Source organism: Tabrizicola sp. T74 (assembly GCF_057219935.1).
The window spans coordinates 79,225-96,696 of the sequence record NZ_JBXVVT010000001.1; the positions used below are offsets into that span (position 1 = coordinate 79,225).

Annotated in this window: 11 protein-coding genes; 3 read left to right on the top strand and 8 right to left on the bottom strand. The window is 67.4% G+C overall.

From position 1 onward, the window contains the following. Nucleotides 1-38: 38 nt before the first annotated feature. A complete protein-coding gene (locus AC2EAL_RS00380; protein ID WP_484722192.1) occupies nucleotides 39-1,148 on the top strand; it encodes a hypothetical protein in 1,110 nt (369 codons plus the stop codon). An 84-nt stretch (nucleotides 1,149-1,232) separates the two neighbouring features. Here AC2EAL_RS00380 and galE read toward each other — a convergent pair whose 3' ends face one another. The 6 genes from galE to AC2EAL_RS00410 form a co-directional block, all read right to left on the bottom strand. Further along, nucleotides 1,233-2,219, bottom strand: coding sequence for a UDP-glucose 4-epimerase GalE (galE, locus tag AC2EAL_RS00385; protein ID WP_484722193.1), 987 nt, complete (start codon nucleotides 2,217-2,219; stop codon nucleotides 1,233-1,235). A gap of 85 nt (nucleotides 2,220-2,304) precedes the next feature. Beyond that, nucleotides 2,305-8,685 (bottom strand): hypothetical protein, encoded by a 6,381-nt coding sequence (locus AC2EAL_RS00390; RefSeq protein WP_484722194.1) that lies wholly within the window; start codon nucleotides 8,683-8,685, stop codon nucleotides 2,305-2,307. Between the two features lie 159 nt (nucleotides 8,686-8,844). After that, nucleotides 8,845-10,149, bottom strand: a complete 1,305-nt coding sequence (locus AC2EAL_RS00395; protein WP_484722195.1) for a UDP-glucose dehydrogenase family protein — start codon at nucleotides 10,147-10,149, stop codon at nucleotides 8,845-8,847. 130 nt (nucleotides 10,150-10,279) lie between these two features. Beyond that, entirely contained in the window at nucleotides 10,280-10,651 is a 372-nt protein-coding gene (locus tag AC2EAL_RS00400) for a hypothetical protein (RefSeq protein ID WP_484722196.1), read from the bottom strand. A 1-nt stretch (nucleotide 10,652) separates the two neighbouring features. Continuing rightward, nucleotides 10,653-13,595 (bottom strand): DUF2793 domain-containing protein, encoded by a 2,943-nt coding sequence (locus AC2EAL_RS00405; protein ID WP_484722197.1) that lies wholly within the window; start codon nucleotides 13,593-13,595, stop codon nucleotides 10,653-10,655. Between the two features lie 213 nt (nucleotides 13,596-13,808). Then, nucleotides 13,809-14,708, bottom strand: coding sequence for a DMT family transporter (locus AC2EAL_RS00410; protein WP_484722198.1), 900 nt, complete (start codon nucleotides 14,706-14,708; stop codon nucleotides 13,809-13,811). Nucleotides 14,709-15,150: 442 nt separating this feature from the next. On the opposite strand from AC2EAL_RS00410, the gene AC2EAL_RS00415 reads away from it, so the two are divergent. Continuing rightward, nucleotides 15,151-15,888 (top strand): hypothetical protein, encoded by a 738-nt coding sequence (locus tag AC2EAL_RS00415; protein WP_484722199.1) that lies wholly within the window; start codon nucleotides 15,151-15,153, stop codon nucleotides 15,886-15,888. A 112-nt stretch (nucleotides 15,889-16,000) separates the two neighbouring features. Continuing rightward, a complete protein-coding gene (locus AC2EAL_RS00420; protein ID WP_484722200.1) occupies nucleotides 16,001-16,240 on the top strand; it encodes a hypothetical protein in 240 nt (79 codons plus the stop codon). Nucleotides 16,241-16,444: 204 nt separating this feature from the next. Here the strand turns inward: AC2EAL_RS00420 and AC2EAL_RS00425 are convergent, their stop codons facing one another. Continuing rightward, nucleotides 16,445-17,050, bottom strand: a complete 606-nt coding sequence (locus tag AC2EAL_RS00425) for a LysE/ArgO family amino acid transporter (RefSeq protein WP_484722201.1) — start codon at nucleotides 17,048-17,050, stop codon at nucleotides 16,445-16,447. Continuing rightward, nucleotides 17,043-17,411, bottom strand: a complete 369-nt coding sequence (locus AC2EAL_RS00430) for an ACT domain-containing protein (RefSeq protein WP_484722202.1) — start codon at nucleotides 17,409-17,411, stop codon at nucleotides 17,043-17,045. The genes AC2EAL_RS00425 and AC2EAL_RS00430 overlap by 8 nt, the downstream gene beginning before the upstream one ends. Nucleotides 17,412-17,472: the final 61 nt, after the last annotated feature.

The following is a 17,472-nucleotide window of genomic DNA, read 5'->3' on the forward strand; positions in this document are numbered from 1 at the left end:
CGCCAAGCTTGGGCCCGCAACCAGAAGGACCGACGCGCATGACCCACCGCATCACGGCTTTTGGCATCCGGTTCGACTTCTTCCCCCGGGGCGGGGTGCTGGATGACATGACCGTCACCTATGCTGGCCGCGACATCGCCCCCCTGCACCGCGCACCCTGGGCCGAGGCCGAGGCCCCGCCGGACGCCCCGCCGCACCAGGCCTGGCTGGCGGGCGACTTCCTGGCCGCGCCGATGGGCGTTGCCACCCCGCATGGCCTGCACGGCTTGCCGGCCAACGGTGACTGGCAGGTCGTGGCCTCGGACCCCGGCACCTTGCGCGCGGTCCTGTCCGGGGCGGTGAACGGGGCTACGGTGGTAAAGGAACTGTCTGTGACGGACGGCCATCCCTTCGTCTACCAGCGGCACCTCTTCATCGGTGGCACGGGTGCCTTGCCGGTGGCGAACCACGCGATGGTGTCGGTGCCGAACGGCGCAAAGCTATCGTTCTCGCGCAAGCGCTGGTGGGAGACGCTGGCCACCCCCTTGGAGACCACACGCGGCCGCTCCTGCCTGGCCTATCCGCGCCGGGCCGAGGATGCGGCGGAGTTTCCGGGGGCTGATGGCGGCGTGGTGAACCTGCACCGCTATCCCTGGGGCGAGCGCCATGAGGATTTCGTCGCAGGGATCGAGGACCCGGCCTCGCGCCTCGGCTGGACTGCCGTCGTCCGCCCGAGCGAGGGCGATGTGTTCCTGTCCTTGCGCAACCCGGCGGTGCTGCCGATGACCATGCTGTGGCATTCGAACGGCGGGCGCGACTATGCGCCGTGGAACGGGCGGCACAAGGGCTGCCTGGGGGTCGAGGAAGGCGCCGCGCTGCCGATGCTGGGGCTGTCGTCGCAGGAAACCCCCGACCCCCTGTCCGCTGCCGGTCAGCCGCCCATGGTCCGGCTGGACCCGCAGGGCACGGTGGAGGTACGCCACGTCATCGGCGCGATCGCCTGGCCCGAGGGGCAGTCGGTCGCGGGCGTGATGCTGGAGGGCGATGTGCTGACCATCACCGGCGACTGGGGGGCCGAACGCAAGGTGCCGCTGCGCGGGTCCTGGCTGGGCGGTCCGGCGCCCGAGGCCAGCGCGCCGAAGAAGCCCGCGCTCGACTGGGACCTGTGACGGGCCGTCAGCCCGGACTTTTCAAAAAGTCCGGACCGGAGCCTTTGAAGGCTCCGTCGCGATTTCTTCGAAGAAATCGCTCCCCTATTCGCTGAACCCCGGCTTCTGCGCCCAGGCCCAGGCGTCACCGATCATCTGACGCAGGGTGGACCGTTCCGGCTCCCACCCCAGCTCCTGGATCGCGTGGGTCGAGGAGGAAACCAGCGCTGCCGCATCGCCCGGACGCCGACCCCCGATCACCACCGGCACTTCGCGGTTGGTGACCAGCCGGCTCGCCTCGATCACCTCGCGCACGGAAAAACCGCGCCCGGTGCCCAGGCAGAACACCCCGTTCCCCTGGCCTGCGAGCAGCCGCTGCACCCCCAGCACATGCGCGTCGGCCAGGTCCGAGACATGGACATAGTCGCGCACGCAGGTGCCGTCGGGCGTGGGGTAATCGGTGCCGAAGACGGTCAGCGCCGGGCGCTTGCCCGCTACGGCATCCAGCATGAGGGGGATCAGGTGGGTCTCTGGCGTGTGCTGTTCGCCGATCTCACCTTCGGGGTCCGCGCCCGCGACGTTGAAATATCGAAAGATCACGTGGGAAATCCCAGCGGAAACCCCGAAGTCGCGCAGCATTTGTTCAATTGCGAGCTTTGACCCGCCATAGGCGTTGATCGGGCGCTGCGGCGTGTCTTCGGTCAAGAGAACCCCATCCTGATCGCCATAGGTCGCGCAGGTCGAGGAGAAGACAAAGTTCCGGATGCCCGCCGCGGCGCAGGCCTCCAAGAGGTTCAGCGCGCCGGTGACGTTGACCCGCCAGTACTTCCCGGGGTCCTTCATCGACTCGCCCACCAGCGACAGCGCGGCGAAGTGCATCACGGCGACGGGGCGGTGTTCGGCCAGCGCCGCATCAATCGAGGCCCGGTCCATCAGGTCGCCCTTGACCAGCGGCCCCCATTTCACCGCGCCGGACCAGCCGGTCGACAGGTTGTCGAACACCACCGGCTGGAAGCCCGCCCGCGTCAGCGCCTTGCAGGCATGCGACCCGATATAGCCCGCGCCGCCGGTCACCAGGATTTTCTCTGTCATCGCACGCCACCCACCAGGTCCTGCCGAGGTTTGAATCGAAAGCCCGGCCGATGTCCAGCGCATTCCCGCGCCGGGACGTGGACGGTCACACCAGCAGAAGGTCGGGAAGCGCCAGCGTCAGCCCTTCGTCCAGGCTGAACAAGGCGACCGCATTCGCCGATGAGCCGCCGTCCAGATCCATGAACAGGGCGCGGAAATTGGTGTCGAAGAAAAGAACCGGAGAGCTGTCGGCAAAGCCGCCCGGCAGCCCCGCCCCGGTCTGCCACATGCCCGCGAGCGTCGCGCCTGCGGCAATGCCAAGGGCCGCGCGGTCCAGCACCACCTTGTCGGTGCCGGTGGTGAAATCGAGGAACAGGTCCTCGGCATCGGCGGTCACGATCACGAAGTGATCGACCCCCGCCCCGCCGTGATAGACATCGCGTCCCGCACCGCCGGTCAGCGTGTCGTTGCCGTCGCCACCATCCAGGTGGTCGCTGCCGCCATCGCCGAATAATCGGTCATCCTCGGACCCGCCCCACAGCACGTCGTCGTCGGCCCCGCCGTACAGAAGGTCCGCCCCTTCCTGCCCGTAAATCCAGTCGAAACCCGCGCCACCGAACAGGCTGTCGCTGCCCGACCCGCCATCCAGGTTGTCGCCGCCGTCGCCGCCGTCCAGAAGGTCAAAGCCCTCTTGCCCGAACAGCGCATCCGTCTCGGTCCCGCCGTACAGCGAATCCTCGCCGAATGAGCCGTAGAGCCAGTCGACCCCCTGCCCGCCGTACAGCACGTCATTGCCAAAGCTGCCGTCCAGGTTGTCGCCACCCGCGTCGCCGTACAGCAGATCATTGCCAAACTCGCCGAACAGCGCGTCAGTGTCCGCGCCGCCTTCCAGCCGGTCGTCGCCATCGCCGCCGAACAGCCAGTCGACGCCATTGCCGCCGAACAGCCGGTCATTGCCGACCTCGGCCTGCAGCGCGTCGCCGCCATCGCCGCCGATCAGCGTGTCATCGCCCGTGCCGCCCCACAGCGCATCGGTCTCGGTCCCGCCGTCCAGGCTGTCGTTGCCGGTGTCACCGTAGAGCCAATCGAAACCGGCCAGCCCCAGCAGCGTGTCATTCCCCGCCCCTGCGGCAATCGTGTTGTCCTGGGCATTGCCCGTGGCCGTCGAGCTGAGGCCCGAGGTCATCAGCAGGATCTCGACATGGGCGGCCATCGTGTAGGCGGTCAGCGCCGTTTGCACCGTGTCGGTGCCCGCGCCTGCGTTTTCCACCACCACATCCAGCGCACTGTCCACGAGGTACAGGTCGTTCCCCAGCCCGCCGTCCAGCTGGTCGTTGCCCGTGCCACCCTCCAGCCGGTCGTCGCCGTCGCCACCGAACAGGGTGTCGTTGCCGATGTCGCCCAACAGCGTGTCGTTCTCGCTGTCGCCGTACAGAAGGTCGTTGCCGTCGCCCCCAAGCAGGCTGTCGGCCCCCGCGCCGCCTTCCAGGCGGTCGTGGCCCAGGCCGCCCTCCAACCGGTCCACCCCGTCGCCGCCCTGCAGGGTGTCGTTCCCCGCCCCGCCCACGATCGTGTTGTTCAGGGCGTTGCCGATGCCGGTTGCGCCCACCCCCGAGGTCAGCTGCAGGATCTCGATATTGGCGGCCAGCGTGTACGAGGTCGCGGTGGACTGCACCGTATCGGTGCCCGCGCCTGCGTTTTCCACCACCACGTCCGCCGCGTTGTCGACGACGTAAACGTCATTGCCCAGCCCGCCCTCCAGCCGGTCGATGCCGGTGCCGCCGTCCAGCCGGTCGTCCCCGTCGCCACTGACAAGGGTATCCAGCCCGTCACCGCCCGAAAGCGTGTCGTTGCCCGCGCCCGTCGTGATCAGGTTGTCCTGGGCATTGCCGGTGGCCACCGAATTCAGGGCCGAGGTCATCTGCAGGACCTCGACGTTGGCGGCCAGCGTATGCGTGGTCATCGCCGTCTGGACCGTGTCGTTGCCCGCGCCTGCGGCTTCCACCACCACGTCCAGCGCGCTGTCGACCAGGTAGAAGTCGTTCCCCAGCCCCCCCTCGAACCGGTCGTTGCCAGTGCCGCCGTCCAGCCGGTCATCGCCGTCGCCACCGAACAGCGTGTCGTTGCCGACATCGCCCAGAAGCGTGTCGTTCCCCGCGCCCGTCGTGATCAGGTTGTCCTGGGCATTGCCGGTGGCCACCGAATTCAGGGCCGAGGTCATCTGCAGGACCTCGACATTGGCGGCCATCGTGTAGGCTGTCAGCGCCGTCTGCACCGTGTCGTTGCCCGCGCCGGCGTTTTCGACCACCACGTCCAGCGCGCTGTCGATCAGATAAAGGTCGTTCCCCAGCCCGCCGTCCAACTGGTCGTTGCCCGTGCCGCCCTCCAGCCGGTCGTCGCCATCGCCGCCCACAAGCGTGTCGTCTTCGCTGTCGCCGTAGAGAAGATCATTGCCGTCGCCCGCAATCAGGCTGTCGGCCCCAGTGCCGCCCTCCAGGCGGTCGCTGCCAAGACCCCCCTCCAGCCGGTCGTCGCCATCGCCGCCGAACAAGATGTCGTTGCCCAAGTCGCCCAGAAGGGTGTCGTTTTCGCTGTCGCCGTACAGAAGATCATTGCCGTCGCCCCCAATCAGGCTGTCGGTCCCCGCGCCGCCTTCCAGGCGGTCGTGGCCCAGGCCGCCCTCCAGCCGGTCTACCCCGTCGCCACCCTGCAACGTGTCATTCCCCGCCCCGCCCACGATCGTGTTGTTCAGGGCGTTGCCGATACCGGTCGCGCCCACCCCCGAGGTCAGCTGCAGGATCTCGACATTGGCGGCCAGCGTATACGAGGTCGCCGTGGACTGCACCGTATCGGTGCCCGCGCCTGCGGCTTCCACCACCACGTCCGCCGCGTTGTCGACGACGTAAACGTCATTGCCGAGCCCGCCCTCCAGCCGGTCGATGCCGGTCCCGCCATCCAGCCGGTCGTCCCCGTCGCCACTGACAAGGGTGTCCAGCCCGTCACCGCCCGAAAGCGTGTCGTTGCCCACCCCCGTCGTGATCAGGTTGTCCTGGGCATTGCCGGTGGCCACCGAATTCAGGGCCGAGGTCATCTGCAGGACCTCGACATGGGCGGCCATCGTATGCGTGGTCATCGCCGTCTGGACCGTGTCGTTGCCCGCGCCTGCGGCTTCCACCACCACGTCCAGCGCGCTGTCGACCAGGTAGAAGTCGTTCCCGAGCCCGCCTTCGAACCGGTCGTTGCCAGTGCCGCCGTCCAGCCGGTCATCGCCATCGCCACCGAACAGCGTGTCGTTGCCGACATCGCCCAGCAGAGTGTCGTTTTCGGTCTCGCCGTAAAGCAAGTCGTTGCCGTCACCCCCGATCAGGCTGTCGGTGCCGGTGCCGCCCGCAAGCAGGTCGTTGCCAAGCCCCCCCTCCAGCCGGTCGATCCCATCGCCGCCCCAAAGCGTGTCAAGCCCGTCGCCGCCCTGCAAGGTGTCGTCGCCCGCCCGCCCTTCAAGGCTGTCGTTGCCCGCGCCGCCCATAAGCAGATTGGCCAGCGCGTCGCCCTGCAGCGTGTCGGCCAAGGCCCCGCCCAGAAGCCCCTCGACGCTGTTGAAGACATCGCCCAGCGCCTCGCCGTTCGACAGGCTGGGCGTGGTCAGGTCGACACGCACGGCGGTCGTGCTTTCGGCATAGGACGCGATGTCAATGCCGGCCCCGCCGAACATGGTGTCCGACCCGGTGCCCCCCATCAGCGTATCGTCGCCGTCGCCACCGTACAGAATGTCGTTGCCCGCACGCGACCAGACCTGGTCGTTGCCCTGCAGGCCGAAGATCACGTTCGCTAGGCCATCGCCCACCAGCGTGTCGCCGAAGTTGGAGCCTTCAAGGTTCTCGACCGTCACATAGACATCGCCCGACGCGTCGCCGGTGTTCAGCGCCGACGTGGTGAAATCGGCCCGGACACCAGCCGTCGCATCGGCATAGCTGACCAGGTCGTTGCCGTTGCCGCCTTCCAGCCGGTCGGCCCCGGCACCGCCCATCAGCGTGTCGTCGCCGTCGCCACCATAAAGCAGATCGTTGCCGATCCCACCCGACAGCAGGTCATTGCCAGCAAGGCTGGTCAGCGTGTCATTGCCCGCCCCGCCGAACGCCTGCTCGCCCGCTGCCGAACCCGAGAAGGTGTCCGCGAACCCGGTCAGGATATAGCCCTCGATGGTGACGAAGGTGTCGCCCAGCGCATCGCCCAGGTTCAGGCTGGGGGTGACCAGGTCGATCCGCACGGCGGCGGTGGCGGTCTCATAGCTGGCAAGGTCGATGTTGTTGCCGCCCTCCAGCCGGTCGGCACCTTCGCCCCCGATCAGCACGTCATTGCCGTCGCCGCCAAACAGGCTGTCCGCCCCGGCCCGCCCCTCCAGCCGGTCATTGCCGGTAAGCCCGACGAGGTTGTTGGCCTGGTCATCGCCGGCCAGCGTGTCGTTGAAGCCCGACCCCTCCAGGTCCTCGATGCCGAAATAGGTGTCGCCCGCCGCCTCGGCGGTATTGGCGGCGGGGTTGGCCAGATCCGCGACCAGGCTGACCAGCGATTCCAGATAGCTGGCGCGGTCCCGCCCGATCCCGCCATCCAGGATGTCCGCGCCAAGGCCCCCCAGCAGCGTGTCGTTGCCGTTGCCGCCGATGACCGTGTCATTGCCGGAAGATCCATTCAGCCGGTCGTTGCCGTCCAGTCCGTCGATCCGGTTGGCCAGGGTGTTGCCGGTCAGGGTGTCCGAGAACATGGACCCGATGAGGCCTTCGATCGAGATGTAGATCTGGCCGACGGCGATGTTGGTGCTGTGGTTGGCTGCGTCCAGGTTGACGCGGATGCCGGCGGTCGCGCCGGTCAGGATGATGGTGTCGAACCCGGCACCACCGTCGATCGTGTCGGCGCCGGTCGAGACCAGGAAGAAATCGTCGCCGCTGGTGCCGGTCAGGATGTCGATCTGGCTGGTGCCATAGCGCAGGTTCGCCGGATCGGGTGGCGTCGGCATCGCATGCCAGAGGCCGACGAAATCGGTCAGCTGAAAGTGCTCGGGCACCAAAGGCAGGCCGTTCGGCGTGAACAGTTCCAGAAGCTCGTTGCCCCAGGCGACAGTCGCCCCCGTTGCCGTGGCCGTGATCGTCAGCGCGGCGACCGAGCTGATCCGCCCCCAGGCCGACAGGTCGATCCGGTCGATGCCGAACTGGAAGTCCGCGATCCGGTCGACCTCGCCATCCGCGGTCAGGACAAACAGGTCGGCCCCGGCGCCGCCAAACAGCGTGTCCGCCCCGCCGCCGTCGGACAGGATATCGTTGCCGGCGTCACCCAGGATCTGTTCCGCGCCATCGCCGCCCATGATCATGTCGCCATCTGCGGTGCCGGTCAGGGTGTCGGCTGACAGCGTGCCGGTCCGGATCGGCGTCAGGGTGCCCGGGTCGATCTGCATCCGGGTGATCCCGGTGCCTTCGGTGCCGATGAACAGCTCGATCACCCCGCCGACAACGCGGGCGGTCAGGGCGCTGATGTTGTCGATCGGCAGGCCCGGTCCGCCCAGAATCTGCCCGCAGACCATCAACCGGCCGTCCGGCATCAGGGTCATCACCGTCAGTCCGTCATCCGCGCCCCCCGCGAAGACAAAGGCCCGGTCGCCCACCTTGACGGTCGCCACGGCCTGCACGCTTTGAAACCGGGTGTCCAGCGTGTCGATCACGTGATCGGTGACGAACAGCGACCCGTCCGCCGCCAGCCCGATGACGCTGATCGACGAGGACACCGTCGAGGCGACGACCAGATAGGTGACCCCGCCCATCTCGACCGTGCGGACGGCCGAGGGGTCGGCAACGCCCAAGCCCTGCGGCACACCCATCGAGGTAGACGCGCCCAGCAGACCGTTCGCCCCGACCGCAATGGCCCGCACCACGTCGGCGTCCAGGGAAAGGCTGACCAGAAACCGCTGCGCGCCCACCGTCACCGGGATCATCGCGCCGATGTCCACCCCGGGATGCGCCCCGTCCAGCACCCGGGTGCCGACGAGCGTCATCGTCCCGTTCGCCGCGACCGAATAGGTGTAGATCGTGCTTTCGTTCATCCGAGCGGCGTAGAAATAGGTCGTGGCCCCGACCTGCATCACCGCCTGCGCCGTGATCGCGCCCACCAGGCTGCCCGGCAACTGGATCGGAGCGTTCAGCGCCCCGGTCGCGCTGATGCCATAGGCATTGACCCCGGCCTGGTTCGCCCCAGTCACGATCAGGTGGCTCGTGCCGTTGATCGTCACCGTCTCGATGGTGGCTTCGGTCGGCAGCGAGACGCCGGGGGCGATGTATTCCTGGTCCAGCAGCGTCAGGCTCGGGCCGACCTCAAGCGCCAGCACGCCCCCGCCGGCCCGCGTCGCGGAATACAGGATCGTCTTGCCGCCCTGGACGACAAGTTCCAGGTCGTTGATACCCGAAACCATGTTCAACGGCGCGGCCGTGAACGTTTGCATCACCAGAAAGTTGATCACTCCCGGCCCCAGACACACCCAATTACCCAAGGGTAAGAATGCCGCGAGATGTCCTAATGTGCGGTGACGCGATCTGGGCGCAATCTGGGCAATTGGCCGGGATTTTCGGAAAAGGCCCGCAGATCGCGGCGGACGACCTGGTTAGCGCCCGACGCCCACATAGGCGACAAAGCCCGCCTCGCGGACTTCGGTCGGGTCATAGATGTTGCGCAGGTCCGCCATCTGCGGCACCGCCATCTTGCGGGCAAGCTTCGCCAGGTCGAGACCGCGAAACTCGTTCCACTCGGTCAGAAGGACGACAAGATCGGCATCGTTGGCCGCCTGGTAGGGGTTGTCGATCCACTTCACGCCCGCCAGCAGCGCCTCGCCCTCGTGCCGGCCCTGCGGATCGCAGACCCGCACCTTGGCGCCCGCGCCCACCAGCGCCGGGACGATGGTCAGCGAGGGCGCCTCGCGCATGTCGTCGGTGTTCGGCTTGAAGGTCACGCCCAGGACCGCGACGGTCTTGTCGCGCAGCGACCCGCCGCAGAGGTCGACGATCTTGTCGATCATCCGGCGCTTCACTTCCTCGTTCACCTTGATGACCGCCTCGACGATCTGCATCGGCGTGGCATGGTCCTGCCCGATCCGGGCCAAGGCCTTGGTATCCTTTGGAAAACAGCTGCCGCCGTAGCCCGGACCCGCATGCAGGAACTTGTCGCCGATGCGCCCATCCATGCCGATGCCCTTGGCCACCGTCTTCACATCCGCGCCGACCTTTTCGCACAGCGCGGCGATCTCGTTGATGAAGGTGATCTTGGTGGCCAGGAAGGCATTCGCCGCGTATTTGATCATCTCTGCGCTCTCAAGCCCGGTGTAGACCATCGGAAACTCGCGCAAGCTGAGGGGCCGGTACAGCTCGGCCATCACCTTCCGCGCCCGGGGCGTCTCAGCCCCCACCACCACCCGGTCGGGCCGCATGAAATCGTCGATCGCCGCCCCTTCGCGCAGGAATTCCGGGTTCGAGGCGACATCGAACGCCGCCTTCGGGTTTGCCGCGCGCACCGCCTCGGCCACCTTGCGGTTGGTCCCAACGGGCACCGTCGACTTGGTCACCACCACGGCATAGCCGGTCATCGCCTGGCCGATCTCGGCCGCCGCCGCCATCACATAAGTCAGGTCGGCATGGCCATCACCGCGGCGGGTGGGCGTGCCGACCGCGATGAAGATCGCCTCGGCCCCGTCCACCGCCGCCGTCAGGTCGGTCGTGAACGACAGCCGCCCCGCGGCCGCGTTCTTGGCGATCAGCGCCTCAAGCCCGGGCTCGAAGATCGGCACCTCGCCCCGGTTCAGCCGGTCGATCTTGGCGGCATCCTTGTCGACGCAGATGACGTCATGGCCAAAGTCGGAAAAGCAGGCGCCCGAGACCAGCCCCACATACCCCGTCCCGATCATCGCAATGCGCATGACGCCGCCCCGCTGAACCTGTGCGCCTGTCTATGCAGGGCGGGGCCAAGGCTGTCAAACGCCTGAGCGCGACCCGACCGGGGCAAATGGCCCGGGGCCCGCCGCTTGCGGCAGGCCCCCTTGGCAAGTTTCAGACCGGTTCCGGCTTCGGAAACCGCGCCTTGACCTCGGCCACCGCGGCCAGCCAGTCGGCCTTCTCCGCCTCGCCGCGCTGCCAGCGGAAGAACACCGGATCAGCCTCGGCGGCCAGCGCCAGACGCAGCGCCTCGTCGCGCGCCGCGAGCGCCGCCTGGTACTCGGCCTCGCGGCGGGCCGCGATCTCTTCCGGCGTGGGCTCGACCTCGGCGGGCGGGGTCCGCTCAACCCACTTGCCACGCGATGTCCGGCGGTGGGCGGCCAGGAACTCGATCGACAGGTCATCCACGGGCTCACTGCCCTCGCGCGGCTCGCTGCCGATCCAGCCCGGGATGCCGTCCTTGGTGAACAGGATGTGTAGCGTCATGTCAGTAGTCCGTCTCGATGATCATATGCCCGACCGCAAGCCCAACCACTGATGACACCCCGCCAACGCTGATATAGCAGTTGGGCGCGACAAGCGTGGTCGTGGACGGCAGGTCGGTCGTGACCGTCCCCGCGGCTTCTGCCCCGGTTTCCAGGTCACGCAGCAGGTAGGACACGCTTTGCGTGGTCCCGGGCGGAGAAAACAGCATCAGCTGATACACCTTTGTCCGGTCCGCGCTCGGCTTCGGGAAGCTTGCGCCCAGGGCAATCTTGGTTGCCGCGCCGGTGCCGTCGTTGTGGATGAACTGGATCTGCGTGTCGGCGGCATCATAGCCGACCCCGCAGGTGTTCAGCAGCGTCGAGGGGTTCACATCGCTCGGCGCAGAAACGCTGGGTTGCATCCCGACAAACAGGCGGTGGCTGGCATTGGTGACACCCGTGGCTGGCGAGAAGGTGATCGCAAAGGAAAAGCCACCCGTTCCCGCAATGTTGCTGCCGACCGTGTATTGCGTCGCACCGCCGCGGAAGCCGGCAATCGCCGTGGTCGAGGCCGTGGTCACCAGCCACTCCCGCCAGCGCATCCGGGTGCGGAAGTTGGTGGTCGCGACGTTGACCCCGGTCGAGGTGCCGCTCGACCCCGCCTGAAAGCCGGACTGCGTGTCGGTCTGGGCGTTGCCCGATGCCTGCCACCAGGACAGTCGGGTCTCGGCCATCGATGCCTGCAGGGCCATCGCCCGGCCCGCTTCGGTCCGCATGCCCGGGAATGTGCGCCCGGCCATCTCGCGGCCGAACAGCTTGACACCGTTGGTCGCCGGCGCAGCGGGCACCGCAATCTCGTTCAACCGCAGCTGCCCACCCTCGACCTCGACATCCGCCGCACCGCCGAAGGCGCCCGCGTTGTTGAACTGGATCTGGCCCGAGGCCCCGCCTGGCGACCCGCCGCCTCCCCCGGCCGGGGCCGCCCAGGTGCCATCCGCCCGCAGGAAGTTCGTCGTCCCCCCGCCCGAGGCCGGCGCAAGCCCCTTGGCGCCGCTCGAGAACGTGTCCAGCATCGCCGTCACCTGCGTCGCCGTCAGGTCCGCCGGGTCCGCCGCCGCGCCGGTGTTGTTCCCCTTCAGGCTGTTCGCCGCCATGTTGGCCAGCTTGGCATTCGTCACCGCATCCGCGTCGACCGTCCAGGTCGCCCCGGACCCACTGACCGTGATGTCGCCCTTGTCGCCATCCGAGACGCCGCCGCCCCCGGCAGGGGCCGCCCAGGTGCCATCCGCCCGCAGGAAGTTGGTCGTGCCGCCACCAGACGCCGGAGCAAGACCCTTCAGCGTGCTCGAGAAGGTGTCAAGCAGCGTCGTCGCCTGGGTCCCCGTCAGGTCTTCCGGCGCGCCGGTGCCCGCCGTCACCCGGCCCTTCAGCGTCGCCGTCGCGACGTTGGCCAGCTTGGCGTTGGTCAGCGTCGCCGTCGCCACCTGGGCATCGACGACCTGCGCCGCGACGATGTTGCCCGCCACCCGGCCAACCACGGTGTTCGTGCCCACCGCCAGATCGGCCGGGTCTGCCGTGGCAGCCGTGGTATTGGCCTTGATGGTGTTCGCCGCCATGTTGGCAAGCTGCGTGTTGCCGACAGCATCCGCCGAGATCGTGGTGGCAAAGGACCCTGTGCCCGAACCCGTCACCGGCCCGGTCAGCGTGATCGTCTGGTCGCCCGTGTTGGTGCCGGTGATCGCGTCCAGCTTGGTCTTGTCCGCGCCGGACATGAACCCCGCGACCGCCGTCGTCGCGTTCGCATGCAGCGTGCCACCGGCCCGGGTGCCATGCGCCGTGTCGTCGAACCGCGCCGCGGGCAGCGTGCCCGCCGTCAGGTCCGTTGCCGAGCCGCTGGTCGCCACCGCCGCCAGCCCGGTGATCGTCGCTGCAGCCTGCGTCCCGGTATGCGTCGCCCGGTCGCGCAGGGCCGCGTCCGAGGCATTCGCCGTCGCCCCATCCGCCACGTTCAGGATGCCGCGCGCCTGGGCCGCCGTCAGCACCTCCGGCACGCCGGTCCCGGCCGTGTCGCGGCCCAGGAAGCTGTCCGTCGCGATGTCGGCCAGCTTGTCCAGGCTGACCGCGCCCGTGTCGATGATCCAGGCCGCGCCGCCACCCGACACGGTGATGTCGCCCTTGTCGCCGTCGGTCACCCCGCCGCCCGAGCCACCGACCACCTGCGTCACGCCGGCGCTCCGCACCTTCACTTCACCCGTGGTGGTGTTCAGCCACAGCGTCCCGTCCACCGGGGTCGTCGGGTCCGCCGCCTGCCCGCCCAGATGCACCGGCCAGGGCAGCAGCACCTCACCCGTCGCCGCATCCGCCTCCAGCGCGGTGAAGAAGGTCGTGCCATCCGCGCTGACCTTGACCGAGAAGTCATCCGACCCCGCCGTGCCCATCTCGGCCCGGCCGCTGAACCCGGTCTGGAACAGAAGGCTCGCGGTATCGCCGGCCAGGGCCTTGTTCAGCTTCAGCTGATGCCCCGCGCCTGCATGGTTGAGCAGCGTCGCGGGCGAGGACACCGACAGCCGGTTCGTCGCATCCGGCGTGGCCGAAACCCCCAGCCGCCCCACCGTGAACGGCCCGTCCGACAGCGCGATCCAGGTCAGCCCGTTGTAAAAGGCCATCTGGCTTTCGGCGATCACATAGGCCTGCCAGCCCGGCAGCGGCACCGTGAACTGCCAGCCCGCCTGGGTGAACAGCGCGATCCGCCCCGTCTGCCCGACCCAAGGCCCCGTCGCGCCCGCCGCCACGATATGCCGGTCGCCGATCGTCGGCAGCGGCGGCGGCGTGGTCAGCGTCCGGTTGAGGACCGCCAGCTGCACCATCAGGTCCAGCTTCACCAGCGCCTCGTTGTGGGTGACATGCTTCTGCGCCTGCGCCGGAAGGATCAGGGGCAGCGACAGGATCGTCGTTTCATCGGGCATCAGAACCTCCGCGGGATCGCCTTGGTCCGGGACCCTAGGAAAGCTTCCTTCACACCCGATGAGGATACCGCGCGCCCGACCGCCGCCCCGCGAAACACGACGCCTCGTCTTGCCCTTTGCCAAATACTCCCGCCGGAGGCAGCCGACGCCACCACCCCTTCCCACCCAAGGCAAGCGCAAGGGCGTAGGGTGGGCGATCCGCCCACCGCCCGTTCAGGGCTCCTCGACCACCGCCGGACCCACCCGCTCCCGCCGCGCCTCGGCCCAGGTGTTCGCACTGATCGCGAGGATGATCAGCGCGCCCCCGGCGATGACCCAGACCTCCACCGGCTCGCCAAAGGCCAGCGCGCCCAGGATCGCCGCCCAGATCAGCTGCAGGAAAGTCACCGGCTGCGTCACCGCCAGCGGAGCCGCCCGGAAGGCCTTCGCCATCGCGTAATGCCCCAGCGTCGCCAATGCCGCAACGCAGGCGAGCCAGGCGCATTGCTCCAGCCGCACCGGCTGCCACTGCGCCACGGCCATGGGCAACAGCCCCAGCGTCACCGTCACCGACAGGACCGCCACGATGCTGGATGCCGGGGCCTCCCGGCTCAATCGCTTGGCGATGATGTAACTCATGGAAAAGAACACCGTGGCGCCCAGCTGCGACAGATGCCCCAGGGACAACTCCCGCAATCCCGGCCGCAAGACAATCAGCCCGCCCGCCAGCGCCACCAGCACCGCCGCCACCCGCCGCGCCCCCAGCCCCTCGCCCAGCAAAAGCCCGCCGATCACCAGCACCATCACCGGCCCCAGGAAGGCAATCGCCGCCATCTCCGCCACCGGCACCCGCGCCATGGCATAGAACCACAGGACCACCGCCACGACATGCAACGCCCCGCGCCCCAGGAACATCCGCCCCACGCCCGAAGGAAACCGCATCCCCCGCATCGCCCACAGGGCGGGCAGCAGGAAAAGAAGCCCAAACCCGAACCGGATGAACGCTGACTGCGCCGCAGGCAGCTCCGTCCCAAGGTAACGGACAATCCCGTTCACCCCCACGAACGAAAGCCCCGCCCCCGCCATCCACAAGGCCCCCTCAAGGGGCCGCCCCAGATCACTCACCGCGCGCATGGCGGGACAGAAGCTGAACAGGCGGGGGAAGGCAAGCCACTCCCCCTGATATGCCTTACGCCGACTGGCCTAGCGCATCCAAAAGATCGAGGGCCTACCCCCAAACAAGACTGCACCGCCCTTTCGGCCAATGCCAACACCGCCACCGACTTCGGCGCGGTAAAGATCCGGAACTGGCTGGTAGCGGGGGCCGAGCCGTTCCTGACCTACCCGCACCCGACCCTCAAACTCTTAGGCTGAAAGAGTGAGAAGCTGCCTCTGGTGCACCAGCCCTTGCCTCGCTTCTATTGCATGAACAGCTTGACCAATGCTGCTCGACCAGATCCACTGCGAGTGGCCCAGAGGAAGTTCGGCTTGTCCAATACAGTCGTCTTGGATACTGCGACCGCATGCAAGCTGAGAAGCTTCGCTCGCCTTTTCGAGCATCAGTCGCCTTGAAATCATGGGCAACTATGGATTTGAATGGACGACCCAAATGATACATAACCACAATAGCTACTGGTCGCCCTTACCTGCAGCAGCATTCTTGCTCACTGCAACTCTGGGAATCGCCGCAACTCCAGTCCTGGCACTTCTTCTGATTTACTCAACACTTCGAACACCCGAAGTCATGAATTCACAGCGTGATGCACCGATCAAACTTCCGGTGTGGCGTTGGTCACTGGTTGCAGCCATTATGTGCGTCGCGATTTCAACTTCGGCTGACTACCTCTTCTCAGAAGGGGCACTCCAAGGAATGCTGGAGACAATCGAGGAAAGATACCTACTCGCGAAGCCGATCTCAAGAGATTTTGAGTTCACCTTTGCTGGCGTCAGGCTTTACCTATTTGGGCCATTGTACCTGCTCGTCGGCGACGTCTTACTCTTCATGGCATTCTTGGGCGTGCAACACCCCAAAATCGGTCTCAAGCAAAGAATTATAGAATTCAACTCCGCCGCCACTGGCGACACAATTGCCACCATGACGGTGCGAACCGCCGTTCTCCTAAGCCCGTTGCTTCTATCGTTGCTAATCGTCTACTCTAGCGACTTTGGGCTCTCCATTGCTTCCGGTCTAGGGATCGTTTGGGCATTGGGCTATCCACTTCTGGCGTGTATCTCGCTTTCATTCACGCTGGCAGCAGCAATTTCAGCTGCGCAAATTCTGAACAAAGTTCGAACGAATGGAGAGCAAAGATGAGTGCCCTCAGCATTCTTTTGGAAGCAATCAAAATCCAGCAAACTGTCGGGTGGATGCCTACCCGCCACACACTACGTCAACGACCACCAATCCTGTCGACCGTGGTGCCATTTTGGCCCAGCTCCGCCGCCCGTGCCACCCTCCCGCCATACCCCGCAACCCCCGCCAAGGCGTCACTACCCTCGCCGCGCTCGCCTGGATCCTCCTCCTCGCGGTGCTGCCCCTCACCCTCCAAACCCGCACAGCAGCCGACTTCCGCCTGTTCGCTCGCCTGACCGACGACCTGGAAACCCGGGCCGCCAAGGACAGCCTTACCGACCGCCTCCGCACCCCCCCCTCGCCGCTGCCCTGACCAAAGATCCGGGTGTGATCTTCAAACTCCAATACAGTGCCTGACGAAGCCCTTCCACGACGGTGCGCCTCGGACCCGCCGTTCCACGGGAACAGGTTTCGCTCGGCTTTCCTGCCCCGTTGCAAGTGGTTAACGCCACCCTAACGAAAAACCCCAGAGTATTGAAATCATTCAAGTAACCGGGTTCTGTCCACCGTGGACACTTCACCCCCCGAAGGCCAGTCCTGCCGCGATGGCCCACATCGTCCCCCCCACGCCCACCTCCAGCCAGACCCAGGCCGCAGGCCTCGCAAAGACCGGGGCCAGAGCCCGCGCCCCGAACCCCAGCGCCGTGAAGAAGCTGAGGGAAGCACAGGCCGCCGCCACCCCGAACACCGCCTGGTGCGGCGCATGCTGGGCACTGATCGACCCGATCAGGACCACCGTATCCAGGTAGACATGCGGGTTGGCCCAGGTCAGGACCAGGCAGGTCCCCAAGACCGACTTCAGCGACGCCGCCCCCGCCTCCGACGGCCGCAGTGCCTCGCCGCCCCGCAGCGCAGCCCGGAACCGCAGGGCCCCATAGACCAGCAGGAACGCGACCCCCAGCCACCGCATCGCCGGGGCAAACCACGGCAACGCCGCCGACAACGACCCGAACCCCGCCACCCCCGCCGCGATCAAGACCGCGTCCGAGACGGCGCAGACCGCCACCACCGGCCCCACATGTTCCCGCCGCAGCCCCTGCCGCAGGACAAAGGCATTCTGCGCCCCGATCGCCAGGATCAGGCTCAGCGCGACCAGATAGCCCTGCACCGCCGCCTCAAGCACGGGCCAAGGCCTCCAGCGCCGCCATCGCATCGAACCGCCGGTCCCACGGCACGAACAGGTGGTCGTGATGCACCCCGGCGATCACGTTGCAGCTGATCCCCTCCGCCCCCAAGGCCCCCGCAAAGGCCGCCGTCAGCCCCACCGCCGCCAGATCGCTGTGAACCGTCAGGCTGATCCGCGCCCAAGGCTCGCCCCCGCCCAGCACCGCCAGCGGGGCCACCACCGTCAGCCCCTCGTCCTCGGCCACCGTGGCGAAGACCCCGTCCGGCAAAGCCCCCCGCCAGACCACGAAGCCATAGGGCTCGGCAAACAGCACCGGCTCCATCGTCGCCAGCAGCACCTGCAGATCCGTCTCGCCCATCGTCACCCCCTGCTTTCCCGCTTGACCTAAGGCCCCGTCCCGGCAAACTCCAGTTAATCTT

Excerpts from the sequence above, each read along its gene's own strand:
- AC2EAL_RS00380 (WP_484722192.1), top strand. The coding sequence starts at position 39 with ATGACCCACCGCATCACGGCTTTTGGCATCCGGTTCGACTTCTTCCCC.
- galE (WP_484722193.1), bottom strand. The coding sequence starts at position 2,219 with ATGACAGAGAAAATCCTGGTGACCGGCGGCGCGGGCTATATCGGGTCG.
- AC2EAL_RS00390 (WP_484722194.1), bottom strand. The coding sequence starts at position 8,685 with ATGCAAACGTTCACGGCCGCGCCGTTGAACATGGTTTCGGGTATCAAC.
- AC2EAL_RS00395 (WP_484722195.1), bottom strand. The coding sequence starts at position 10,149 with ATGCGCATTGCGATGATCGGGACGGGGTATGTGGGGCTGGTCTCGGGC.
- AC2EAL_RS00400 (WP_484722196.1), bottom strand. The coding sequence starts at position 10,651 with ATGACGCTACACATCCTGTTCACCAAGGACGGCATCCCGGGCTGGATC.
- AC2EAL_RS00405 (WP_484722197.1), bottom strand. The coding sequence starts at position 13,595 with ATGCCCGATGAAACGACGATCCTGTCGCTGCCCCTGATCCTTCCGGCG.
- AC2EAL_RS00410 (WP_484722198.1), bottom strand. The coding sequence starts at position 14,708 with ATGCGCGCGGTGAGTGATCTGGGGCGGCCCCTTGAGGGGGCCTTGTGG.
- AC2EAL_RS00415 (WP_484722199.1), top strand. The coding sequence starts at position 15,151 with ATGGGCAACTATGGATTTGAATGGACGACCCAAATGATACATAACCAC.
- AC2EAL_RS00430 (WP_484722202.1), bottom strand. The coding sequence starts at position 17,411 with ATGGGCGAGACGGATCTGCAGGTGCTGCTGGCGACGATGGAGCCGGTG.